Annotated in this window: 19 protein-coding genes; 11 read left to right on the top strand and 8 right to left on the bottom strand. The window is 64.5% G+C overall.

The genetic code is table 11. The annotated features are described in order from the left end of the window. Positions 1 to 276: 276 nt before the first annotated feature. The gene (locus AC1RQP_RS35115; protein ID WP_061879013.1) at positions 277 to 459 is read left to right on the top strand and encodes a hypothetical protein; all 183 of its coding nucleotides are present in this window, start codon (positions 277 to 279) and stop codon (positions 457 to 459) included. Between the two features lie 7 nt (positions 460 to 466). Here AC1RQP_RS35115 and AC1RQP_RS35120 read toward each other — a convergent pair whose 3' ends face one another. The 3 genes from AC1RQP_RS35120 to ykgO all read right to left on the bottom strand — a co-directional run bounded on the left by AC1RQP_RS35120 (position 467) and on the right by ykgO (position 1,775). Next, on the bottom strand, positions 467 to 727 hold the full coding sequence (locus AC1RQP_RS35120) for a hypothetical protein (protein WP_028180447.1): 261 nt from the start codon (positions 725 to 727) through the stop codon (positions 467 to 469). Between the two features lie 183 nt (positions 728 to 910). Further along, entirely contained in the window at positions 911 to 1,543 is a 633-nt protein-coding gene (locus tag AC1RQP_RS35125; RefSeq protein ID WP_239621036.1) for a tetratricopeptide repeat protein, read from the bottom strand. Between the two features lie 106 nt (positions 1,544 to 1,649). After that, positions 1,650 to 1,775 (bottom strand): type B 50S ribosomal protein L36, encoded by a 126-nt coding sequence (ykgO, locus tag AC1RQP_RS35130; protein WP_006611362.1) that lies wholly within the window; start codon positions 1,773 to 1,775, stop codon positions 1,650 to 1,652. Positions 1,776 to 2,080: 305 nt separating this feature from the next. On the opposite strand from ykgO, the gene AC1RQP_RS35135 reads away from it, so the two are divergent. Beyond that, positions 2,081 to 2,965 carry an amidohydrolase family protein gene (locus tag AC1RQP_RS35135; protein ID WP_239621034.1) on the top strand — a complete coding sequence of 295 codons (885 nt, stop codon included), beginning with the start codon at positions 2,081 to 2,083 and terminating at the stop codon, positions 2,963 to 2,965. Positions 2,966 to 3,346: 381 nt separating this feature from the next. Here AC1RQP_RS35135 and AC1RQP_RS35140 read toward each other — a convergent pair whose 3' ends face one another. Next, complete coding sequence (locus tag AC1RQP_RS35140; RefSeq protein ID WP_239621032.1) at positions 3,347 to 4,081, bottom strand: SDR family NAD(P)-dependent oxidoreductase; 735 nt, start codon at positions 4,079 to 4,081, stop codon at positions 3,347 to 3,349. A 160-nt stretch (positions 4,082 to 4,241) separates the two neighbouring features. Between AC1RQP_RS35140 and AC1RQP_RS35145 the strand changes: the two genes are divergently transcribed. From AC1RQP_RS35145 to AC1RQP_RS35155, 3 genes are all read left to right on the top strand, one after another. Further along, positions 4,242 to 4,601: a winged helix-turn-helix transcriptional regulator gene (locus tag AC1RQP_RS35145; protein WP_492942064.1), complete on the top strand. Its 360-nt coding sequence runs from the start codon at positions 4,242 to 4,244 to the stop codon at positions 4,599 to 4,601. A gap of 81 nt (positions 4,602 to 4,682) precedes the next feature. Continuing rightward, complete coding sequence (locus tag AC1RQP_RS35150; protein ID WP_239621030.1) at positions 4,683 to 5,414, top strand: haloacid dehalogenase type II; 732 nt, start codon at positions 4,683 to 4,685, stop codon at positions 5,412 to 5,414. Between the two features lie 40 nt (positions 5,415 to 5,454). Then, positions 5,455 to 5,922 carry a YbaK/EbsC family protein gene (locus AC1RQP_RS35155; protein ID WP_492941832.1) on the top strand — a complete coding sequence of 156 codons (468 nt, stop codon included), beginning with the start codon at positions 5,455 to 5,457 and terminating at the stop codon, positions 5,920 to 5,922. 126 nt (positions 5,923 to 6,048) lie between these two features. Here the strand turns inward: AC1RQP_RS35155 and AC1RQP_RS35160 are convergent, their stop codons facing one another. Then, positions 6,049 to 6,399 carry a hypothetical protein gene (locus AC1RQP_RS35160; RefSeq protein ID WP_492941834.1) on the bottom strand — a complete coding sequence of 117 codons (351 nt, stop codon included), beginning with the start codon at positions 6,397 to 6,399 and terminating at the stop codon, positions 6,049 to 6,051. Between the two features lie 513 nt (positions 6,400 to 6,912). Here AC1RQP_RS35160 and AC1RQP_RS35165 point away from each other — a divergent pair. After that, positions 6,913 to 9,492, top strand: a complete 2,580-nt coding sequence (locus tag AC1RQP_RS35165) for an autotransporter outer membrane beta-barrel domain-containing protein (protein ID WP_492941836.1) — start codon at positions 6,913 to 6,915, stop codon at positions 9,490 to 9,492. Between the two features lie 242 nt (positions 9,493 to 9,734). Beyond that, positions 9,735 to 9,992, top strand: a complete 258-nt coding sequence (locus AC1RQP_RS35170) for a hypothetical protein (protein WP_028180458.1) — start codon at positions 9,735 to 9,737, stop codon at positions 9,990 to 9,992. 116 nt (positions 9,993 to 10,108) lie between these two features. Here AC1RQP_RS35170 and AC1RQP_RS35175 read toward each other — a convergent pair whose 3' ends face one another. Next, positions 10,109 to 11,044, bottom strand: a complete 936-nt coding sequence (locus AC1RQP_RS35175) for a LysR family transcriptional regulator (RefSeq protein WP_028180459.1) — start codon at positions 11,042 to 11,044, stop codon at positions 10,109 to 10,111. Between the two features lie 118 nt (positions 11,045 to 11,162). Here AC1RQP_RS35175 and AC1RQP_RS35180 point away from each other — a divergent pair, with 118 nt between their 5' ends. The 3 genes from AC1RQP_RS35180 to wrbA all read left to right on the top strand — a co-directional run bounded on the left by AC1RQP_RS35180 (position 11,163) and on the right by wrbA (position 13,403). Beyond that, positions 11,163 to 11,915: an SDR family NAD(P)-dependent oxidoreductase gene (locus AC1RQP_RS35180; protein ID WP_492941838.1), complete on the top strand. Its 753-nt coding sequence runs from the start codon at positions 11,163 to 11,165 to the stop codon at positions 11,913 to 11,915. Positions 11,916 to 11,953: 38 nt separating this feature from the next. After that, entirely contained in the window at positions 11,954 to 12,652 is a 699-nt protein-coding gene (locus AC1RQP_RS35185; protein WP_239621007.1) for a pirin family protein, read from the top strand. A 151-nt stretch (positions 12,653 to 12,803) separates the two neighbouring features. After that, complete coding sequence (gene wrbA / locus AC1RQP_RS35190) at positions 12,804 to 13,403, top strand: NAD(P)H:quinone oxidoreductase (RefSeq protein WP_492941840.1); 600 nt, start codon at positions 12,804 to 12,806, stop codon at positions 13,401 to 13,403. Between the two features lie 289 nt (positions 13,404 to 13,692). Here the strand turns inward: wrbA and AC1RQP_RS35195 are convergent, their stop codons facing one another. Together AC1RQP_RS35195 and AC1RQP_RS35200 are read right to left on the bottom strand one after the other, a co-directional pair. Continuing rightward, the gene (locus AC1RQP_RS35195; RefSeq protein WP_492941842.1) at positions 13,693 to 14,838 is read right to left on the bottom strand and encodes a GNAT family N-acetyltransferase; all 1,146 of its coding nucleotides are present in this window, start codon (positions 14,836 to 14,838) and stop codon (positions 13,693 to 13,695) included. Between the two features lie 119 nt (positions 14,839 to 14,957). After that, the gene (locus tag AC1RQP_RS35200; RefSeq protein ID WP_492941844.1) at positions 14,958 to 16,310 is read right to left on the bottom strand and encodes an O-antigen ligase family protein; all 1,353 of its coding nucleotides are present in this window, start codon (positions 16,308 to 16,310) and stop codon (positions 14,958 to 14,960) included. A gap of 318 nt (positions 16,311 to 16,628) precedes the next feature. Here AC1RQP_RS35200 and AC1RQP_RS35205 point away from each other — a divergent pair, with 318 nt between their 5' ends. Then, complete coding sequence (locus AC1RQP_RS35205; RefSeq protein ID WP_492941846.1) at positions 16,629 to 17,612, top strand: glycosyltransferase; 984 nt, start codon at positions 16,629 to 16,631, stop codon at positions 17,610 to 17,612. Positions 17,613 to 17,621 lie beyond the last annotated feature (9 nt).

Below are 17,621 nucleotides of genomic sequence, written 5' to 3' on the forward strand. Positions count from 1 at the left end.
GCAGTTTCGCCGCCGGCTTTCCGCGCTTCCACTGAAAATCCCGGGGCTGTGGATATGTGCATAATTGCGGAACGAGAAAACTCAATAATATCAACGATATTCCAGGAGAGCACGCAAGCCCCGGACCAGCTTCATGCAGCCGTCATCGCCGCTTCCATATAATCGCCATGGTCGGTTCCGCCATCTAGGCGCGGGTAGGTGCCGATCCTCCTCGCAGCCTCGGGCGATGCGGGAAAGACCGGCAGGATTTGTCCTGGTTTGACCGGAGAATTTTCAATGAGCTTCAGATCGAACGACACTGCAATCGACGAAATTGTCGCGAGCTGCAATGGTGACTTGCGCGGTGCCGTGCGGGCTCTGCTCCTGATCAACGAGCATCTCGAGACCGAGCTCGCAAAGGCTTACGCCGCAGCCGCCGCCCGCGGCCTCGTCGAGCGCGGCAGCAGCGTCCTGCATTGAGCGCAGGCTAATCCGTACCGTCTTCCTCTTTCTCCTCCTCGGGCGTGACCGGGGGACAGACGCGGATCGTCGAACGGGCAAGCTTGGCATCGGCCCTGGATTTGTAGGGACCGTCGCCGAACCAGATATCGCCGATGATCACGGGATTGCTGGTCACGATATTGCATTTTCCAGTGGCGCGGTTGCCGACCACCCAGAACAATCCGTCGGCAAAGCTCACCGCCCCCGACGCGAGCAGCAATATGGCTGCGACTCCCAAACGCTTCATGGCTGTGCTCCTGCCATGCAGGTAGGCCTGCAGCAGGTCCCGCAATAGCCCTCGCGACGGCCCGCTTCGGATCGTGGTTAATCCGGACACGCCGCGACCGCTCGGCAGTTGATCAACTTGTCCCGATTGTCTTGAGCACGATCTTCTTCGGAAAACCGCTGCACCCCCTCTACGGATCGTGCCCTAGATGTCGCGACCTTCGACCTTCTCGGTCAGTGCCTTGACCTGATCGGGGATCTTTTCGAGGTGTGGATTGACGGCGAGCGCCTTGCGGTAAGCGTCCAGCGCGCGCTTCTCGTCACCGACCTCCTGCATGATCATGCCGAGGCCGGCGAGCGCGCCGAAATGGCGCGGCTCCCGGACCAGCACTTGCTGGATATCCGCGAGAGAGCGGCCATAGTCGTTCTGCATGTAATAGAGCGTAGCCCGCCGATTCCAGGCCTCGATGTAATCGGGCCTGAGCTTGATGACCGAATCCAGCAGCTTGATCGCGACATCGATCTTCTTCGCATCGACCGCGGTCTTGGCGCGTGACATCAGAAGCGCCGCGGTGTCGCTCGGGGTCTGGAGCCAGATCGCCCAGATCCTCGCCTCGACATGCTTGGCGCTGGCCTCATCGGGAGCGGCCTTCAGCGCGCCGAACAGGAAATCGAGGTTCTTGCCGCGATCGACCTTGGGCAGCTTGGCCGGCGCTTCGGGCAGCTTCTTCTGCTTGCCGGGCGGCTCAACCTGCTGCGCCACGGCTGGAGCCAGACCGGCGGCTGCAAGCGCAAGGGCCAGGCATAGGGTGCGGGCGAAAGGGAATCTCACTGCCATGGTGAAAGTCTAAACACGCAAAGCCGCCCTTGCAAAGCAAAGGCGGCGTCAAACTCGTGTGAGCCGTGGTCTTGCGGGGCGCGCGAAGGCGTCCGGCCGGGCGAGATCAGCCCTGCCGCGCCTTGAAGCGGCGCTGCACCTTGTTGATCACATAAACCCGGCCCTTGCGGCGGACCAGGCGGTTGGCGCGATGGCGACCGCGCAGCGATTTCAGCGAGTTACGGACCTTCATGGCAGAATCCTGAACGTTCGAAAGGCCGTGTTCGGCACTACCGTTTCGGCACGCGCGAATGTGGCAAAATGAGATTTTTCCCGCTGGCGGACCGACCGCCCGGGACGGGGCGGTTCTTAAGGCATGGCGGGAGGTGATGTCAATGTTCACTGCCCCGGTTCGGCCCAGCAAATTCGCGAAAACAACCCCATGCACAGTAGAAGCGGCCGGATCGGCCCGATCTACCCGACCGATAAGCTCCCGCAATGTCTTGCCAAATTCGTTATATCCTATAATCAATTTGGCAACCGGTCGGGAGGAAACCAATGCCGAAGCTGAAGCTGCCGAACATTGACGATGTCGTCGCCATCGACATCCACACTCATGCCGAGGAGCCCTGCGGCTGCCACCCCGACGATGGCTATGACGATTTCCAGGCGCAGATGGCCGAGTACTTCAAGTCGCCGAACAAGCATCCACCGACGGTGCCGGAGACCGCGGCCTACTACCGCTCCAAGAACATCGCCGCGGTGATCTTCCCTGTCGATGCCGAGCGCGAGACGGGCTTCCGCCGCTACAACAATTACGAGATGCTGGAGGTCGCCTCCGAGCATCTCGACGTCCTCATCCCCTTCGTCTCGATCGACCCGCACAAGGGCAAGCTCGGCGCGCGCGAGGCGCGCAAGCTGATCGAGGAATACGGCGTGCGCGGCTTCAAATTCCACCCGACCATGCAGGGCTTCTACGCCAACGACCGCATGGCCTATCCGCTCTACGAAGAGATCAACAATGGCGGCGCGATCGCGCTGTTCCACACCGGCCAGACCGGCGTCGGCTCCGGCATGCCCGGCGGCATGGGCATGCGGTTGAAATATTCCAACCCGATGTACATGGACGACGTCGCGGCCGATTTCCCCGACCTCAAGATCATCCTCGCCCATCCCTCCTTCCCCTGGCAGGAGGAGGCGCTGTCGGTCGCGACCCACAAGCCGAACGTCTATATCGACCTCTCCGGCTGGTCGCCGAAATATTTCCCGCCGATCCTGGTGCGCTACATCAACTCGATTCTGCAGGACAAGATGCTGTTCGGCTCGGACTGGCCGGTGATCACGCCGGACCGCTGGCTGTCCGACTTCGCCAAGATCGAGATCCGCGACGAGATCCGGCCGAAGGTCTTGAAGGCGAACGCGCGCAGGCTGTTGGGGATCTAAGGCGGAGTGGGCTTAAGTTGAATCAAGCGGCCGCGGGCTCAGTGCACCTCCCCCGCTTGCGGGGGAGGTCGCGCCGAAGGCGCGGAGGAGGGTTCTTTCCTCCAGGAGATCGTCCCGCCGTGGTGACACCCTCCCCCGCAAGCGCAGGGCTATCGCATATGAGATGTCGCTATGGGCACCGGCTGTCTCCACAGCGTCGTGGCCGGGCTTGTCCCGGCCATCCACGCCTTTCCACGCGGCACAAGAACGTGGATGCCCGGGACAAGCCCGGGCATGACGACCTCTGCAAAATTCAAATGCGATAGCCCTGCCCGTAAGCGGGGGAGGGAGCATACCTCCATTGTTGCGGCGTTCGATCATGCGATCGAAGCGCGCAAGATGTCAGACCTGCGCAAGGCCTCCATCGACGAAGACCTCGCCGCCGGTCATGAAGCTGCTGTCCGAGGACGCCAGGAACGCGGCCACGGCCCCGGTCTCGCTCGGGTCGCCCACGCGCCCGATGGGGGTCGAGCTGCCGAGCGCATCAAATGCTTCCTCGCCCACGATCTCCAGCGCCAGCTCCGTCTTGGTCGGCCCTGGCGACAGTACGTTGACGCGGATGCCGGTGCCGCGCAGGTCCAGCGCCCAGCTGCGCGCAAGGTTGCGGATCGCCGCCTTGGTCGCACTGTAGATGCTGAATTGCGGCGTGCCCATCACGCCCGTGCTCGAACCGGTCAGGATGATCGACGATCCCTTTCGCATCAGCGGCAGGGCCTTCTGCACCGTGAACACCAGCCCCTTCACATTGACGTCGAAGATGTGATCGTAGTGCTCGGGCGTGATCTCGCCGAGCGGCGCAAACAGTCCGGTCCCGGCATTGGCGAACAGGATGTCGAGTCCGCCGCGTTCGGCTTTGACTGTCGCGTATAGCCGGTCGAGGTCGGACAGATCCGTGACCGAGCCTCTTACGGCGCGCGCCGAGGACCCCAGCTGCGCAAGGGCGGCGTCGAGCGGCTCCTGCCGCCGCCCGAAGATGTAGACGAACGCGCCCTCATCAACGAACCGCTTGGCGGCTCCGAGCCCGATGCCGGTTCCGCCGCCTGTCACCACCGCCGTCTTGCCTTGTAGTCTGCTCATGATGTGCTCCTTCACTAGGGTTGCACTGAGCTGGCGGCGTACCCACCTATCGACAAGTATGCACCTTTTGGTAAGTACCCAAAAAATGTCGTCAGATCGTACAGACCTCCTCTCCCCGCCGGCGCAGGCTCAAGCAGACGTCCAGCGTTGCACGCCGAATCTGCCCGGCTTCACTTGCGGCTTGGATGCGACCTTGCGGGTCATCTCGGGCAAATGGAAACCGCTGATCCTGTACTTCCTCGCCCAGGACGGCCCGACCCGCTACGGCGAGCTCCGGCGAGCCGTGCGCGACGTCAGCGACAAGGTACTGATCCAACAGCTCAAGGAGCTGGAGGCCGACGGTCTGATCAAGCGGACCGACTACAAGGAGGTGCCGCCGCGTGTGGACTACAGCCTCACGCCCCTGGGCCGCAGTCTGGCCCAGGCCCTCGTACCGCTGTGCTCCTGGGGCACGGAGCATATGGCGGAGGTCAGCCGGGTCTTCGCCGAGCGGGAGAGCTGGAACACCAAGGCACGGTAAACTGATCGGCCGGACCTTGGATCGATATCGCAGCGCCGGGTATAGTCCCCTGCGCGCGCAACGATCCCGGAGGACGGCCAATTGAGCATGAAAGCCGTCGTATTCGACGCCTACGGAACGCTGTACGACATCCAATCGGTCGCCGACATCACCGAGGATGCGTTTCCGGGCTATGGCGAGATCATCACGCAGGTCTGGCGCATCAAGCAGCTCGAATACACCTGGCTGCGCTCGCTGATGCGGCGCTACCAGGATTTTGCCGCCGTCACCCGCGACTCGCTCGCCTACACGCTCCGAATGCTGGGCCTCGCTTACGAGAACGACGTGTTCGAGCGTGTGATCGAGAAATACCTGCAGCTCGATCTCTATCCGGACGCGACAGCAGCGCTCACGGCGCTGAAGCCGCGCAAGCTCGCCATCCTTTCCAACGGCAGCCCGGACATGCTCAATGCGCTCGTGCGCAATTCGGGCCTCGATGCCCTGCTCGATGCCACCATCAGCGTCGACGCGAAGAAGATCTTCAAGCCGAGCCCGGACGCCTATGAGCTGATCGGCGAGGTCCTTGGCACCGCGCCGAACGAGGTTCTGTTCGTCTCCTCCAATCCCTGGGACGTGGCTGGTGCGAAATCCTTCGGATTGAACGTTGCCTGGATCGAACGCGTCACGCCCGAAGCCATGGCGCTGGCTTGCGTCGAAAACGAACTCGTGGCACCGCTCACCATGTTCAAGGCGATCCGTACCCAGATGGACGAGCTTGGCTTTGCGCCGGACTACCGCGTCCGCTCGCTCTCCGAGCTACCGACAATCGCTTAGGGTCGCCGCCCGCCCGTGAGATTGGAATGAGCTGCCCGGAATGAGCCTGGAATCCGTTCGCGCCTTCTTCGCCGAAAAAGCCCCCGATATCTCCGTCATCGAATCCCCAATCAGCTCCGCGACCGTGGCGCTGGCGGCCGAGGCCTATGGTGTCGAGCCGGGACGGATCGCCAAGACGCTGTCGTTGCGGATCGGCGAGCGCGTGATCCTGATCGTCGCCGCCGGCACTTCACGCATGGACAACAAGAAGGTGAAGGCGCAGTTCGGCGGCAAGCCGAAGATGCTGGGTCTGGAGGAAGTCGCCGAGATCACCGGGCACGAGGTTGGCGGCGTCTGTCCCTTCGGTCTGAAATCGCCGCTGCCGATCTATTGCGACGTCTCGCTGAAGGCGTTCGACGTCGTGGTGCCAGCGGCGGGCTCGACCCACAGCGCCGTGCGCATCACGCCCGAGCGGATGGCCGAGCTGACTGCGGCTCAATGGGTCGACGTCTGCGAACACCGACCCTAGGGCGGGCTAGAGCGCGATCGGACGAAGCTCGATTGCTACAACGACGGAGGTGCACTCGCTCTCCCACAAGCAAGCGGGAGAGGTGAACGGCCCGCGGCGATCGATTCAACCTAAAGCCATTCCGCTCTAGTCGTCGTCATCGTAGGGCCCCGGTGCTGGTGCCGCTGCAGGTGGCGGCGCTGTGTTGTAGCGCGGCGGGGGCGCGACGCGGTTGCGCGGCACCGGCTGAGGCGATTGCACCTGATTGTTGGACAGGAACACGGCACGGCAACCGCCGGAGAGCTGCGCCGTGTTTTGCTGCAGGCACGCCACGATGCGGTTCACATCCGGAATCTGGTCGCTGCACAACCGCCAAACATCCGGCGTGCAGGCCATCTGCTGTTCCATCGTGCCGCGATATTCCTGCGCGGACGCAGCGTTCTGTACCAGGACGCCGACTGCAAGCGCCACACCCAGCGCGATCCGCTCTGTTCGCATGTTCATATCCTTCCAGGCTCATTCAAAAGCTCCTCAATCAATGAGGCGCAGGAAGGTTCTGCTTCAACAAAAAAACGTGAAAAGGCGCTTGGAACCCGCTTCCGCGCAACGGATCGCGGAGCGGTGGCGCCGTCCGCATCAGTCGCTGTTCAAGCCAAGCCGCGGCGCGGACGATTGGCCGTGGGCTGCCATCAACGCGCGTCTGCAAGCTCGAACACCGAGATACTGATATCGCGCCGGCCAAGCCGCGCCGCGGACTTCAAATCCAGCTGCGTCTCAAGCCATCCGGATTTTCGCTTTTGTCCACGTGCGGCGGCAACGCATCGCGCGCGCCAGCGTCACTGTCCGTTGTAGTGCGGCAACACAGCCGGAGCAAATCGGTCCCTTGCGCCTATGACCATAGACCGTTTCGCATATTACCAAGAACGGAAGCGACGCCCCCGCTAGCAATCAATGGCTGCAATGAGGGAATTGTCGATGCCGACCGCAATACCAGCCCGTGCACGAGAGGCCATGGTCACGATGCTGCGCAACAGGCTGCTGGTCACGACGGTGCTGACGCCGCTCATGCTCGCTCCGCCGATCGCCCTGATGCCTGCTCCGGCTCTCGCCGCCTGCACCGTGGCCGGCACCGGCACGATCGGCGCGCTCAATTCGGGCGACGTGGCGACCTGCACCGGCGTCGGCAATACCGATCACATCAACGCCACTGGCGGCAGCAACGTCACGGTCAACGTCGGCGACGGGACGACGACCTCGCTCACGCCGGGGGCCGGAATTCCGGCAATCACGTTCGACGGCACCATCGCTTCGCATGTAACCGTCAACAATCAAGCAACGGTCTCGACCTACAGCGGAACCGTTCTGCTCTCCAACGGATCGAACAGCAACACTGTGACGATCGCGGCCGGCGGGATCGCGGAGGGTACGGGCAACGCCGAGGCGGCGATCGTCATCGACAATTCGAACAACAATCTCATCAACATCCGCGGGACGGCAGTCGGCACCGGAGCAAACACCACGGGGCTCCGAATAAGCGGGACGTCGAATGCCAATGTCGTCACCGTCTATGAGGGCGGATCGATCGGCGGTGACCATACCGGCGTGCAGCTCGCCGCCGGCGGCAACACTCTCGTCAATGCCGGCACGATTTCCGGCGGCTTCTTGATCGCCATCCAGGGCTCTTCCGGCGCCGACACCATCCTCAATTCCGGAACCATCTCGGGCGGCGGCAGCGGGGCGATCGACCTGTCCGGCGGCGATGATTCGCTCACCCTCGCCCCTGGCTCGACGATCACCGGGACGGTACGCGGCGGGACCGGCACCGACACGCTGAATTTCGGCGGCATCGGCAGCGCCTCGTTCGACCTCAGCAATATCGGCGCGGCTCTCCAATATGACGAATTCGAGCAGTTGAAGAAAACCGGCTCCTCGGTCTGGACGCTGACCGGCACCACCGCCTTCAGCGGCACGACTACGGTGGACGCCGGCGGCCTCCTCGTGAACGGCACGCTGCCGTCCGTGGTCACCGTCAATGGCGGCTATCTCGGCGGCACCGGCACGGTGGGTGGGCTCGTCGTCAGCAGCGGCGGCACGGTCGCACCCGGCAATTCAATCGGCACGCTCAACGTCAATGGCAACGTCGCCTTCAACGCCGGATCGACCTTCCAGGTCGAGATCAATGCCGCCGGCCAGTCCGACAGGATCGCAGCAACCGGGACCGCCACGCTCAATGGCGGCACCGTGCAGATCGTGCCGCTCGGCGCCGGCTTCATCGCCAACACCCAGTATACGATCCTGACCGCGACGGGCGGCGTCAGCGGCAGTTTCGCCAGCCTCACGAGCTCGGGCAGCCCGCTGGTTTCGGGCCAGCTCAGCTACGACGTCAACAATGTCTATTTCATCCTTCAGCAGATTGGTGGCTTCGGCACGCTGTCAGGCCTGTCGCCGAACCAGGCCGCGGTGGCCGGCGCGCTGGACCAGGCACAGCTCGGCGGCGCATCGGGGACGCTGACCACGGCGATCAACACGCTGGCCGCACTCAATGAGTCCGGCATCAAGGCCGGCCTCGATGATCTTGCCGGTCAAGTTCGCGCCGATGGACGCCGCTTCGTCGCCGATCAGGCCGACATGTTCCAGACCTTCATGTGGAATGCGGGCACGCAGTCGCGCGGCGAAACCCTGCGCATGTCGGCCACCGCCTACGCCCCGGAGCCGGCGGATCCGATCGGCAAGGCTCTCGCTGGCCGGCGCCCCACGCCGGCGCGGAGCGTCTGGTTCGGCGGCTACGGCAATTGGGACAAGGTGGCGGCGAGCGGCATTGCCTTCGGAACGAACACGACCGTTGCCGGCGCAGCGCTCGGCGCCGATCTCTGGCACATGCCTGGATTCACGGCAGGCCTTGCGATCGGCGCATCGACCGGCCAGCTGCGGATGGCCGGCCGTGCCGACCGGATCGACGCCAATGCCGGCCATGTGGGCTTCTATGCGCGCGGCGAGAGGGGCGGCTTCAATCTCGCATCCGCCATCAGCTATTCCTTCGCGGCGCTCGAATCCTCTCGCTCGATCGCGTTCCTCGGCGAAACTGCGACCGCCTCCTCACGGGCGAACACCTTTGCCGCCTCGCTCGGCATCGCACGTCCCTTTGCGACCGGATGGGGGTTCACGGCGGAGCCGTTCGCCAAGGCCGACTGGTACTCGACACGGCAAGGCAGTCTATCCGAAACGGGTGCGCCGGGCGTAAACCAGCTGGTGCAGGCCGGCAGCTTCGACGTCGCCTATGGCACGGCGGGCCTGCGCACCCATCACCAAGTGATGATGCCGAACGGCCAGACGGCACAATTCGGCGCGACCCTCGCCGTCCGCCACGAATTTACCGGCGGCGCGGCGTCCACCACGGCGGCCCTGGAGGGGGCCCCCGGCATTCCCTTCGCGATCACCGGCATCGAACGCGCGCGCACGGTCGCGCTCACCGGCGCGGAGATCCGGTGGGATCTCACGACTGCGACCTCATTCAAGGCGTCCTACGAGGGCGCGTTTGCGCCGGGATATGACCGGCACACGGTGCGAGGCGTGCTGCGCACCGGGTTCTAGTCTAGGACTACTCCACCTTGCCGATCTTCTGAACTGCCGCGATCAGACGCGCGCTGTCGGCCGCGATGAACTGCGTCAGGGACTGCGCATCCTGATATTGCGTCCGGTCATGAACATTCGTTTCGCTCCAGCCTGGCGCTGCGATGGGCAAGAAGCGAGATGTTTACGAAGCGCTAACCATATACGGGGGACCCGGGAACGCCTCCCGGGGACCGGCTGTTGCCCTCCCGAGGGAGTGAGCGATGCGAAATGTTGGAACCATCGACCTCGCGTTGGACGAGATGCTGGTGAATCTCGCCGCGATCGTCCTGCGGCTTTCAAAGCCCGAGCTGACGCGAACACCGGAAGCGCGGCGCGCGCTGGCGCAATCCGTCCATCAATATGCGGTGTGCGCGAAGCGTTCGAACGACCCTCGCGTTCACGAATTGAAGTCGCAGCTGGAAGAAACGCTGAAGCCGAGCTTGCGCATCGTCGCGATCGACGGCGTGGAGGTATCGTAGTTCAGCACCGTCATTGCGAGGAGCTCTTGCGACGAAGCAATCCAGAATCCCTCCACGGAACGACTCTGGATTGCTTCGCTGCGCTCGCAATGACGAGGTCGTTGAAGGTGCTCGTTCTACGACGCCTTCGCCTTTCCGCGCGTCCGCCGCTTGCAGGTGCCCGGCAGCTTTGCCGCCAGGAAATCGCCGAGCGCCTCGACGCGCGCGGGACGCGGGCCGCCGGGCGGCGTCACCAGGTGCACGGCGCCTTCGGCCTGCGTCCAGTCCTTCAGGATGACTTCGACCTCGCCGGAGGAAATGGCTTCGCCAACGATGAATTCAGGCAGCTCGGCGATGCCGAGGCCGGCGATCAGTGCCGGCATCACGGCTTCGCCGTTGTTGACGCGAAGCTGCCCTCCCGGGCGTACGCTGGCCTGCTCGCCGGCCGAATTGGTGTAGTGCCAGACGTTCGGCGTCGAGAGATAGGCGTAGCTGAAGCACTTGTGCTGGGCGAGATGCATCGGATGCGTCGGCCTGCCGTGGCGTTTCAGATATGACGGCGCAGCGACGGTGTAGCGCGGCATGGTGAAAAGCCGCCGCGCGATCAGCGAAGAGTCCGGCAACCGCGCGATCCGCACCGCCATGTCGAAACCCTCGCCGATCAGATCGATGGTCGCATCGCTCAAGTGCAGATCGACCGAGACTTCCGGATAGGCTTCGAAGAACTCGGGCAGCAGCGGCGCCACGGCCTTGATGCCGAACGTCATGGGGACGGCGAGCCGCACCAGCCCGCGCGGCGCGACCGATTGCGCCAATGCCTCGTTCTCCGCTGCCTCGCCATCGACGAGCAGGCGCGTCGCGCGCTCCGCCAGCTTGTGCCCGGCATCGGTCAGCGCAAGCCGGCGCGAGGTGCGGTTGAACAGCCGCGCGCCGAGCCGCTCCTCCAGCCGGGTCACTGCCTTCGACACCGTCGCCTTGGACATCGCCAGCTCGCTCGCAGCCCCCGCAAACGACCGTAATTCCACGACTTTTGCGAAAATCGCGAGCGCTTCGAAATCGGGGAGTTTTGCCATTGGGCTGATCTCCAATTGGGATATTTAGCGAAACAATGTGTTTCAACAGTTTCTATTTCTATACCACGGACGGAGGCTTATCCAAGGGTCATCAGAAATTCGGGACTGGAGAGACCCAATGACCAAGAAGCTTTCAGGGAAGGTTGCCCTCGTCACCGGCGGCTCGCGCGGCATCGGCGCGGCCTCTGCGCGCGCTCTCGCCGATGGAGGCGCGGATGTCGCCATCAGCTACGTCGCTTCGCCCGAGAAGGCCGAGGCCGTCGTCGCTGAATTGAAGGCGAAGGGCGTCAGGGCGCGCGCCTTCAAGGCGGACCAGGCTTCCGCGAAGGACGTGACGCAGCTCGTCAACGATGTCGCCAAGGAGTTCGGCCATCTCGATATCCTCGTCAACAACGCCGGCGTTGCCGCCGGCGGCGCGATCGACGATCCCAAAGCCGACCCAGACGCGTTTGCCCGCCAGGATGCCATCAACGTGCACGGCGTGATCGCGGCGATCCGGGCCGCTTCGCAATTGATGGACGAGGGCGGCCGCATCGTCACCGTCGGCTCGATGCTGGCCGACCGCGCCTCGTTCCCGGGCCTTGCCGACTACGTCGCGACCAAGGCGGCCGTGGTCGGTTACACCAAGGGCGCGGCGCGCGACCTCGGACCGCGCGGCATCACCGTCAACGTGGTGCAGCCCGGCTCGATCGACACCGACATGAATCCGAAGGACGGCGGCGAGTTCGCCGAGACCCAGCGCAAGCAGCACGCGCTCCAGCGCTTCGGCCGTCCCGAGGAAGTCGCAGCCGGAATCCTCTTCCTCGCAAGCCCGGAGGCCTCCTTCGTCACCGGCACGGTGCTCAATGTCGACGGCGGGTTCGGCGCCTGATCAAGGCGCAACCTGCTCAAGTAAAGGAAATTATGCAGATGATCGAACTCAGACCTTTCGCAAAGCTCGGCGGCGCCGACCATGGCTGGCTCAAGGCCAAGCATCATTTCTCCTTCGCGAGCCACTATGACCCGAACAACATGGGCCATGGCGCCTTGCGGGTGTGGAATGACGACGAGATCGCACCGAACACCGGCTTTCCCGCCCATCCCCACGCCAACATGGAAATCATCACCTATGTGCGCGAGGGTGCAATCACCCATCAGGACAGCCTCGGCAACGAGGGCCGGACTGAAGCGGGCGACGTGCAGGTGATGAGCGCCGGCAGCGGCATCCGCCACTCCGAATACAATCTCGAGCCGACCAGGACGCGGATCTTCCAGATCTGGATCGAGCCGACCGCGCGGGGCGGCCAGCCGACCTGGGGCTCAAAGCCGTTCCCGAAGGCGGACCGCTCCGGCAAGCTCGTCACCATCGCGAGCGGCTTCGAGGACGATGCGGATGCACTGCCGATCCGCGCCGATGCGCGGGTGCTCGCCACCACGCTGAAGGCCGGCGAGAGCGCCGAGTACGAGCCGCAGCAGTCGCGGCACCTCTACCTCGTGCCCGCGGCGGGTTCCGTCGAGATCAACGGCGTCCGCGTCAATGCCCGCGACGGCGCCGCGATCCGCGACGAGGCCAAGCTGAAGATCACGGCGCTCGAAGACTCCGAGCTCGTGCTCGTCGACGCGGCGTAACTATCTCCTCGTCATGGCCGGGCCTGTCCCGGCCATCCCCGCAAATCCGCCATCGAAGAGAGCGTGAATGCCCGGGAACAGGCCCTGGCTTGACGTCCTCAATAAACCAGCCGTCACCCGCACCCATCACCCCCACCCAACGGAGACCACCATGACCAAAGTTCTCGTCCTCTATTACTCCGCCTATGGCCATATCGAAGCCATGGCCAATGCCGTCGCCGAAGGCGCGCGCGAAGCCGGCGCCACCGTCGACATCAAGCGCGTGCCGGAGCTGGTGCCGACCGAGGTCGCGAAGGCCTCGCACTACAAGCTCGACCAGGCCGCGCCGGTCGCTAGAATCGAGGATCTCGCGAACTACGACGCGATCATCGTCGGCACCGGCACCCGCTTCGGCCGGATGGCCTCGCAGATGGCGAACTTCCTCGACCAGGCCGGCGGGCTCTGGGCCAAGGGCGCGCTGCACGGCAAGGTCGGCGGCGCCTTCACCTCCACCGCGACCCAGCACGGCGGCCAGGAGACCACGCTATTCTCGATCATCACCAACCTGCTGCATTTCGGCATGGTGGTGGTCGGCATGAACTACGGCTTCGCCGGCCAGATGAAGCTCGACGAGGTCACCGGCGGGGCGCCCTACGGTGCCACCACCATCACCGGCGGCGACGGCAGCCGCCAGCCCAGCGCCAACGAGCTTGCCGGCGCACGCTATCAGGGCCGCCAGATCGCGGATACCGCCAAGAAGCTGCACGGCTGAGCCTCGCAGTTCAGCTTACGACCGACTGCATGGCTGATGCGACTCGGGCGGCATTCTCATCCGAGGATGCCGCCCCATCTATGACCGGAATACTCGACGAAGAACGATACGAATGGCCTTCGAACTCTTGTTGATCGCGCAGATGATCCGCAAGCCCGCACAGGCACTCGCGCGTCGCTGGTATTGTCGCAGCCTATTCCGCGCCTCGCGCGGCCGGCTTCGCTGCGCCAGTTGCACGGGATCGTAGAGCCTGCTCGGCCGGCGCGAACGCTGCACCCTGCAGCACTTTTTATCGGATTCCCTTGCCCATCGCTCGCGCCGCGAGGGAGGCGAGTTTCGGATAGCGGCGCAGGCCCTGCGCGGCGTGGTCGCGCCATACGTAGGGCAAACCGCGCCAGGACAGCGCGACGCTGACATCGGTCAGCGGCACCTTCTCGGCGCCGAAGCGCCGCTTGTAATCCTGGTTGCCGATGCTGAGATCGAAGCGGCGGATGCCTTGCGCATGCAGCGCGGCCATGGTGCGCTCGGTGACGAGCAGACCCGGCGAACAGCTCGACCATGCATCGCTGGCGTGACTGATGCGCAGCAGGAGATAGGTCGCGCCATGCTTGACGCCGAGCGCGGTGGCGACGACCCCCTCGTCGCACACCAGCGCCGAGACAATGGCGTAACCTTCCGCGACGCCCTGGCGAACGACCTCGCGATAGAATCGCGCATGGGTCTCGTCGTTGAGGACGAACGGCGAGCCGAGCTTTTGCATGCGCGCCTGCTGCTGCACATCCATCACGTCCAGCAGTTCATGCGCGCGCCCGACGTCCGCGACGATCTCGAAGCGCGCACCGGCATGGCGGCTGAAGACGCGCCAGCAGCGTGGCATCTGCAGGCGTTTGATCGAGGCCTGGTAGTCGCGATAGTCATCGCCCATCAGCACGAGATTGCCGTTGAGCGAGGAGGATCCGATCCGCCCGAGCGACACCAGCGGATTGGGCTTGCCTCCGACCTGCGCCGGCATCTTCCTCAGGCGGAGCAGATCGAAACGATCGGGCAACGCGCGCAAAGCGTCGATCAGCGCCTCGTTGATCGCATCCGTCGCTTCTGCATCCAACGTAGCATCGAGCGCCAGGATCGGCGCATTGTTGTCGGAGACCCCGAGGTCTGCGAACTCGACGATGCGGATGCCACGCCTGATATGGCTGATCATCGGCACGATCGCGATGTCCTTGCCAGTGGCGGCATCGAAGATCACGGCGATCAGCGGGGAGACGTCGTGAAACGCCTCGTACCAGGCGTCGAGCCAGTAGACATGCTGGAACGCGGTGCGGTGCCCGGTGCTCAGGCGTGAGGCCACGTGCCGCCAGTCACGCGCGAAATCGATTGCGATTCCCGACGTGCTGGACACCTGGCCGTCTAGTTGCTCGACGCTGAGAAACGTCATTCCGCTGGACATACGACTACTGAGTGTTTCCCGATAGATTATGTTTTGCTGCAGACCACAAGCAACCTCGCCGCTTATCGTTAAGCCGGTGTCACCGGCGGCTTGGCTGCGACAAGCTGTCAGCGTTTCGACTCTATCTGCTCGACGCATTGGAACCTTGCCAGGAAGTGCAGGCCGGCCACGGCAAGAACGAACATGAACCAGATCGGATTCTGCCGTTCGAGCAGGAAGGTCTCGGTGGCTCCGTAATACAGGCCGAACAACCACACGGTCAGGAACAGCTTGGCCAGTGCGCCGCTGCGGCTGTGGGCCTGGGCCGTCTGGAAGTTGCCGAGCGGTGCGACCACGAAGGCGAGGATCACGAGCATCAGCCCCGGCAGACCGATGGTGACCGCGAGGTCGAGATAGCTGTTGTGGCTGTGCGCCGCAGTTGTCGCCCATTCGGCGCCTTGCGCGGTCTGTCGTGCCGTCACGTCGTCCCAGAACGCTGCATAGCCGTGACCGATGATCGGCTTCTCCGCGACGGCCGCAAGCGCGAACTCCCAGATCGCGGAACGGCCGGTGAAGGTGGGATCGAGCGGAAGCAGCCGGGTCATCGCCCCGAGCGCCGGGCTCATGACGCTGCCGACCGTCAACAGGTTCATCAGGATCAGCGGCACGAAGCAGATGATCCGCTTCAGCCACAGGCCCGGCGTGACATAGACCAGCGAGGCGAGAGCGTAGATCGCAAGACACAGCACCGAGGACGTCTTGCCGCCGGTGAAGATCAGGAAGATGCCAGCCAGCGCTGCGACCGCCGGCCCTATCACGAACGAGCCCACGGCGGACAGGTAGATGCCGACATAGACCAGGATGGTCATCACGGGCGACGCGATGTTCTTATGGGCAAAGCTGCCGCGCCAGTCGCCGGCAAGTTGCGGCTCGGTGATGTCCAGCGCCGTGTGGATCGAGTATTGCGGCGCGAGGAAGACGCCGAGATAGCAGAGCGCGAGCAGCACGAGCGCGGCGATACCCAGGCAAAGGTTGAAGCTGCGCTGCGTCGGCGGCAGCAACGGCAGCAAGACAGCGAGCGAGGTCACGCTGGCCGCGAGCACGAACCGCTGGAGCGAAACGCCGCGGTTCTCGGAGAAGGCGATGTTGATCAGCAGCCAGCCGACGAGGCAGAGGTGCAACGGCGTCACCAGGGTCCTCAGCGACGGAGCGTCGGTGGCGGCGGCGAGCAGAACCGCAACCACAGCCAGGAGGCCGAAGGAGATGTAAGTCAGTGCCATGCGTCCGCCGACGACGGTGACGAGGTCGGGATTGCGCAGGTCCGGGAAGGGATCGAGCGTGACCAGCACCAGCAGCAGCGCCGCGACGGCGACGAGGCAGCGCGCCGCGTGCGCGGCATTCAGCCTCGCGAGCCCATCGCGCAGGATGTGGCCGAACGACCGGGTCTCGACGTCGGTGATGTCAGCGGCGCTGCGATCCAAGCTGCAATCCATGGGCAGGTGGTGGGGCCGGGGAAGCTCCGGGTTCTAGCTCATCCCCGTTAACCTTCCGTCAACCAGCATCGCGACGAAGGCGGACACTGGTGCAGCCGGGCTGCGGCCGCACTCTTCCGGATTTGGCACCGGCGCGATGGCACCGGCTTAACGCTAATACACGAAACCCGCGCCGCGCAGACCTTCGCGGCAACGCTTCGACCGTAATGGGGATATCATCCGCAACGGCCGAGTTTGCCTACGCTGGCGTTGGCAAGCGCGGCAGATGCGCCCTGGTTAACAGTCCATTAAAAGACGAGCCGCCGCTTGATCACCGCCGACGACGTTCTCGAACTCCCGGTTGCGCCGCGCGCGCCGGCAGGCCTGCGCAGCCTGTTGCCGGCGAACTCGGTCGCGGTGTCCGTCGTCATTCCCGCCAAGAACGCAGCGGCCTATCTCGCCGAAACCCTCGCGAGCGCGCTGATGCAAGGCGATGTCGGCGAGGTGATCGTCGTGGACGACGGCTCGACCGACGACACCGTGCCGATCGTCCGCGCCGTGCGCGATCCGCGGCTGCGCCTGTTGCACAACGAGGCTGCCGGCGTGTCGGCGGCACGCAATCTCGGCGCCCGGCATGCGAGCGGCGAGTGGCTGCTCTTCCTGGATGCCGACGACCGCCTGCGGCCCGGTGCGGTCGCGGCGCTGCTGTCGGCGGCGCGCGGTGCTCCGCGCGCGATTCTCGTCTACGGCGACTACAATACGATCGATGGCGAAGGACGGCAGATCGGCCGGCGCGACCTGTTGAAGGGACGCCGCAAGCCGTCCGGCGACGTGCTGGTGCAGCTCACGGCCGGGAATTTCATCGTCAACGGTGGCATTGTGCTCACACGTGCGGACGCTTTCCGCGCCGTCGGCGGCTTCGACGTCTCGCTCAGATATTGCGAGGACTGGCATTGCTGGTGCCGCCTTGCAGCAATCGGCGAGTTCGCATTCGCGCCGAAGCTTCTGCTCGACTATCGCCTGCATACGTCCAACACGATGAACGCGGCGGTGCGAACCCCGCAGGATTTCCTGCCTGCGGTCGCGCGGGTCTTCGACGACGGGCTGATCCTGGCGCGACTCCCCGACGGCACGGCAGGCGGATTGCGCCAGGCCGCCGAGATTCATCTCGTCACCTATTCGGCGATGCAAGCGGTTCGCTTCGGCAGATATCGCGAGGCCTTCGCCTATCTCGCGATGATCGGCCGGCTGTCGCTCAGATCGCTGCCACGCGCCGCGATCAGGGTCGCGCTCGCCCGTTTCGGCATCTAGTCCGCCGCC

The organism is Bradyrhizobium sp. GW821-FHT13H06 (genome assembly GCF_058803975.1).

Excerpts from the sequence above, each read along its gene's own strand:
- AC1RQP_RS35115 (WP_061879013.1), top strand. The coding sequence starts at position 277 with ATGAGCTTCAGATCGAACGACACTGCAATCGACGAAATTGTCGCGAGC.
- AC1RQP_RS35120 (WP_028180447.1), bottom strand. The coding sequence starts at position 727 with ATGAAGCGTTTGGGAGTCGCAGCCATATTGCTGCTCGCGTCGGGGGCG.
- AC1RQP_RS35125 (WP_239621036.1), bottom strand. The coding sequence starts at position 1,543 with ATGGCAGTGAGATTCCCTTTCGCCCGCACCCTATGCCTGGCCCTTGCG.
- ykgO (WP_006611362.1), bottom strand. The coding sequence starts at position 1,775 with ATGAAGGTCCGTAACTCGCTGAAATCGCTGCGCGGTCGCCATCGCGCC.
- AC1RQP_RS35135 (WP_239621034.1), top strand. The coding sequence starts at position 2,081 with ATGCCGAAGCTGAAGCTGCCGAACATTGACGATGTCGTCGCCATCGAC.
- AC1RQP_RS35140 (WP_239621032.1), bottom strand. The coding sequence starts at position 4,081 with ATGAGCAGACTACAAGGCAAGACGGCGGTGGTGACAGGCGGCGGAACC.
- AC1RQP_RS35155 (WP_492941832.1), top strand. The coding sequence starts at position 5,455 with ATGAGCCTGGAATCCGTTCGCGCCTTCTTCGCCGAAAAAGCCCCCGAT.
- AC1RQP_RS35160 (WP_492941834.1), bottom strand. The coding sequence starts at position 6,399 with ATGCGAACAGAGCGGATCGCGCTGGGTGTGGCGCTTGCAGTCGGCGTC.
- AC1RQP_RS35165 (WP_492941836.1), top strand. The coding sequence starts at position 6,913 with ATGGTCACGATGCTGCGCAACAGGCTGCTGGTCACGACGGTGCTGACG.
- AC1RQP_RS35170 (WP_028180458.1), top strand. The coding sequence starts at position 9,735 with ATGCGAAATGTTGGAACCATCGACCTCGCGTTGGACGAGATGCTGGTG.
- AC1RQP_RS35175 (WP_028180459.1), bottom strand. The coding sequence starts at position 11,044 with ATGGCAAAACTCCCCGATTTCGAAGCGCTCGCGATTTTCGCAAAAGTC.
- AC1RQP_RS35180 (WP_492941838.1), top strand. The coding sequence starts at position 11,163 with ATGACCAAGAAGCTTTCAGGGAAGGTTGCCCTCGTCACCGGCGGCTCG.
- AC1RQP_RS35185 (WP_239621007.1), top strand. The coding sequence starts at position 11,954 with ATGATCGAACTCAGACCTTTCGCAAAGCTCGGCGGCGCCGACCATGGC.
- wrbA (WP_492941840.1), top strand. The coding sequence starts at position 12,804 with ATGACCAAAGTTCTCGTCCTCTATTACTCCGCCTATGGCCATATCGAA.
- AC1RQP_RS35195 (WP_492941842.1), bottom strand. The coding sequence starts at position 14,838 with ATGACGTTTCTCAGCGTCGAGCAACTAGACGGCCAGGTGTCCAGCACG.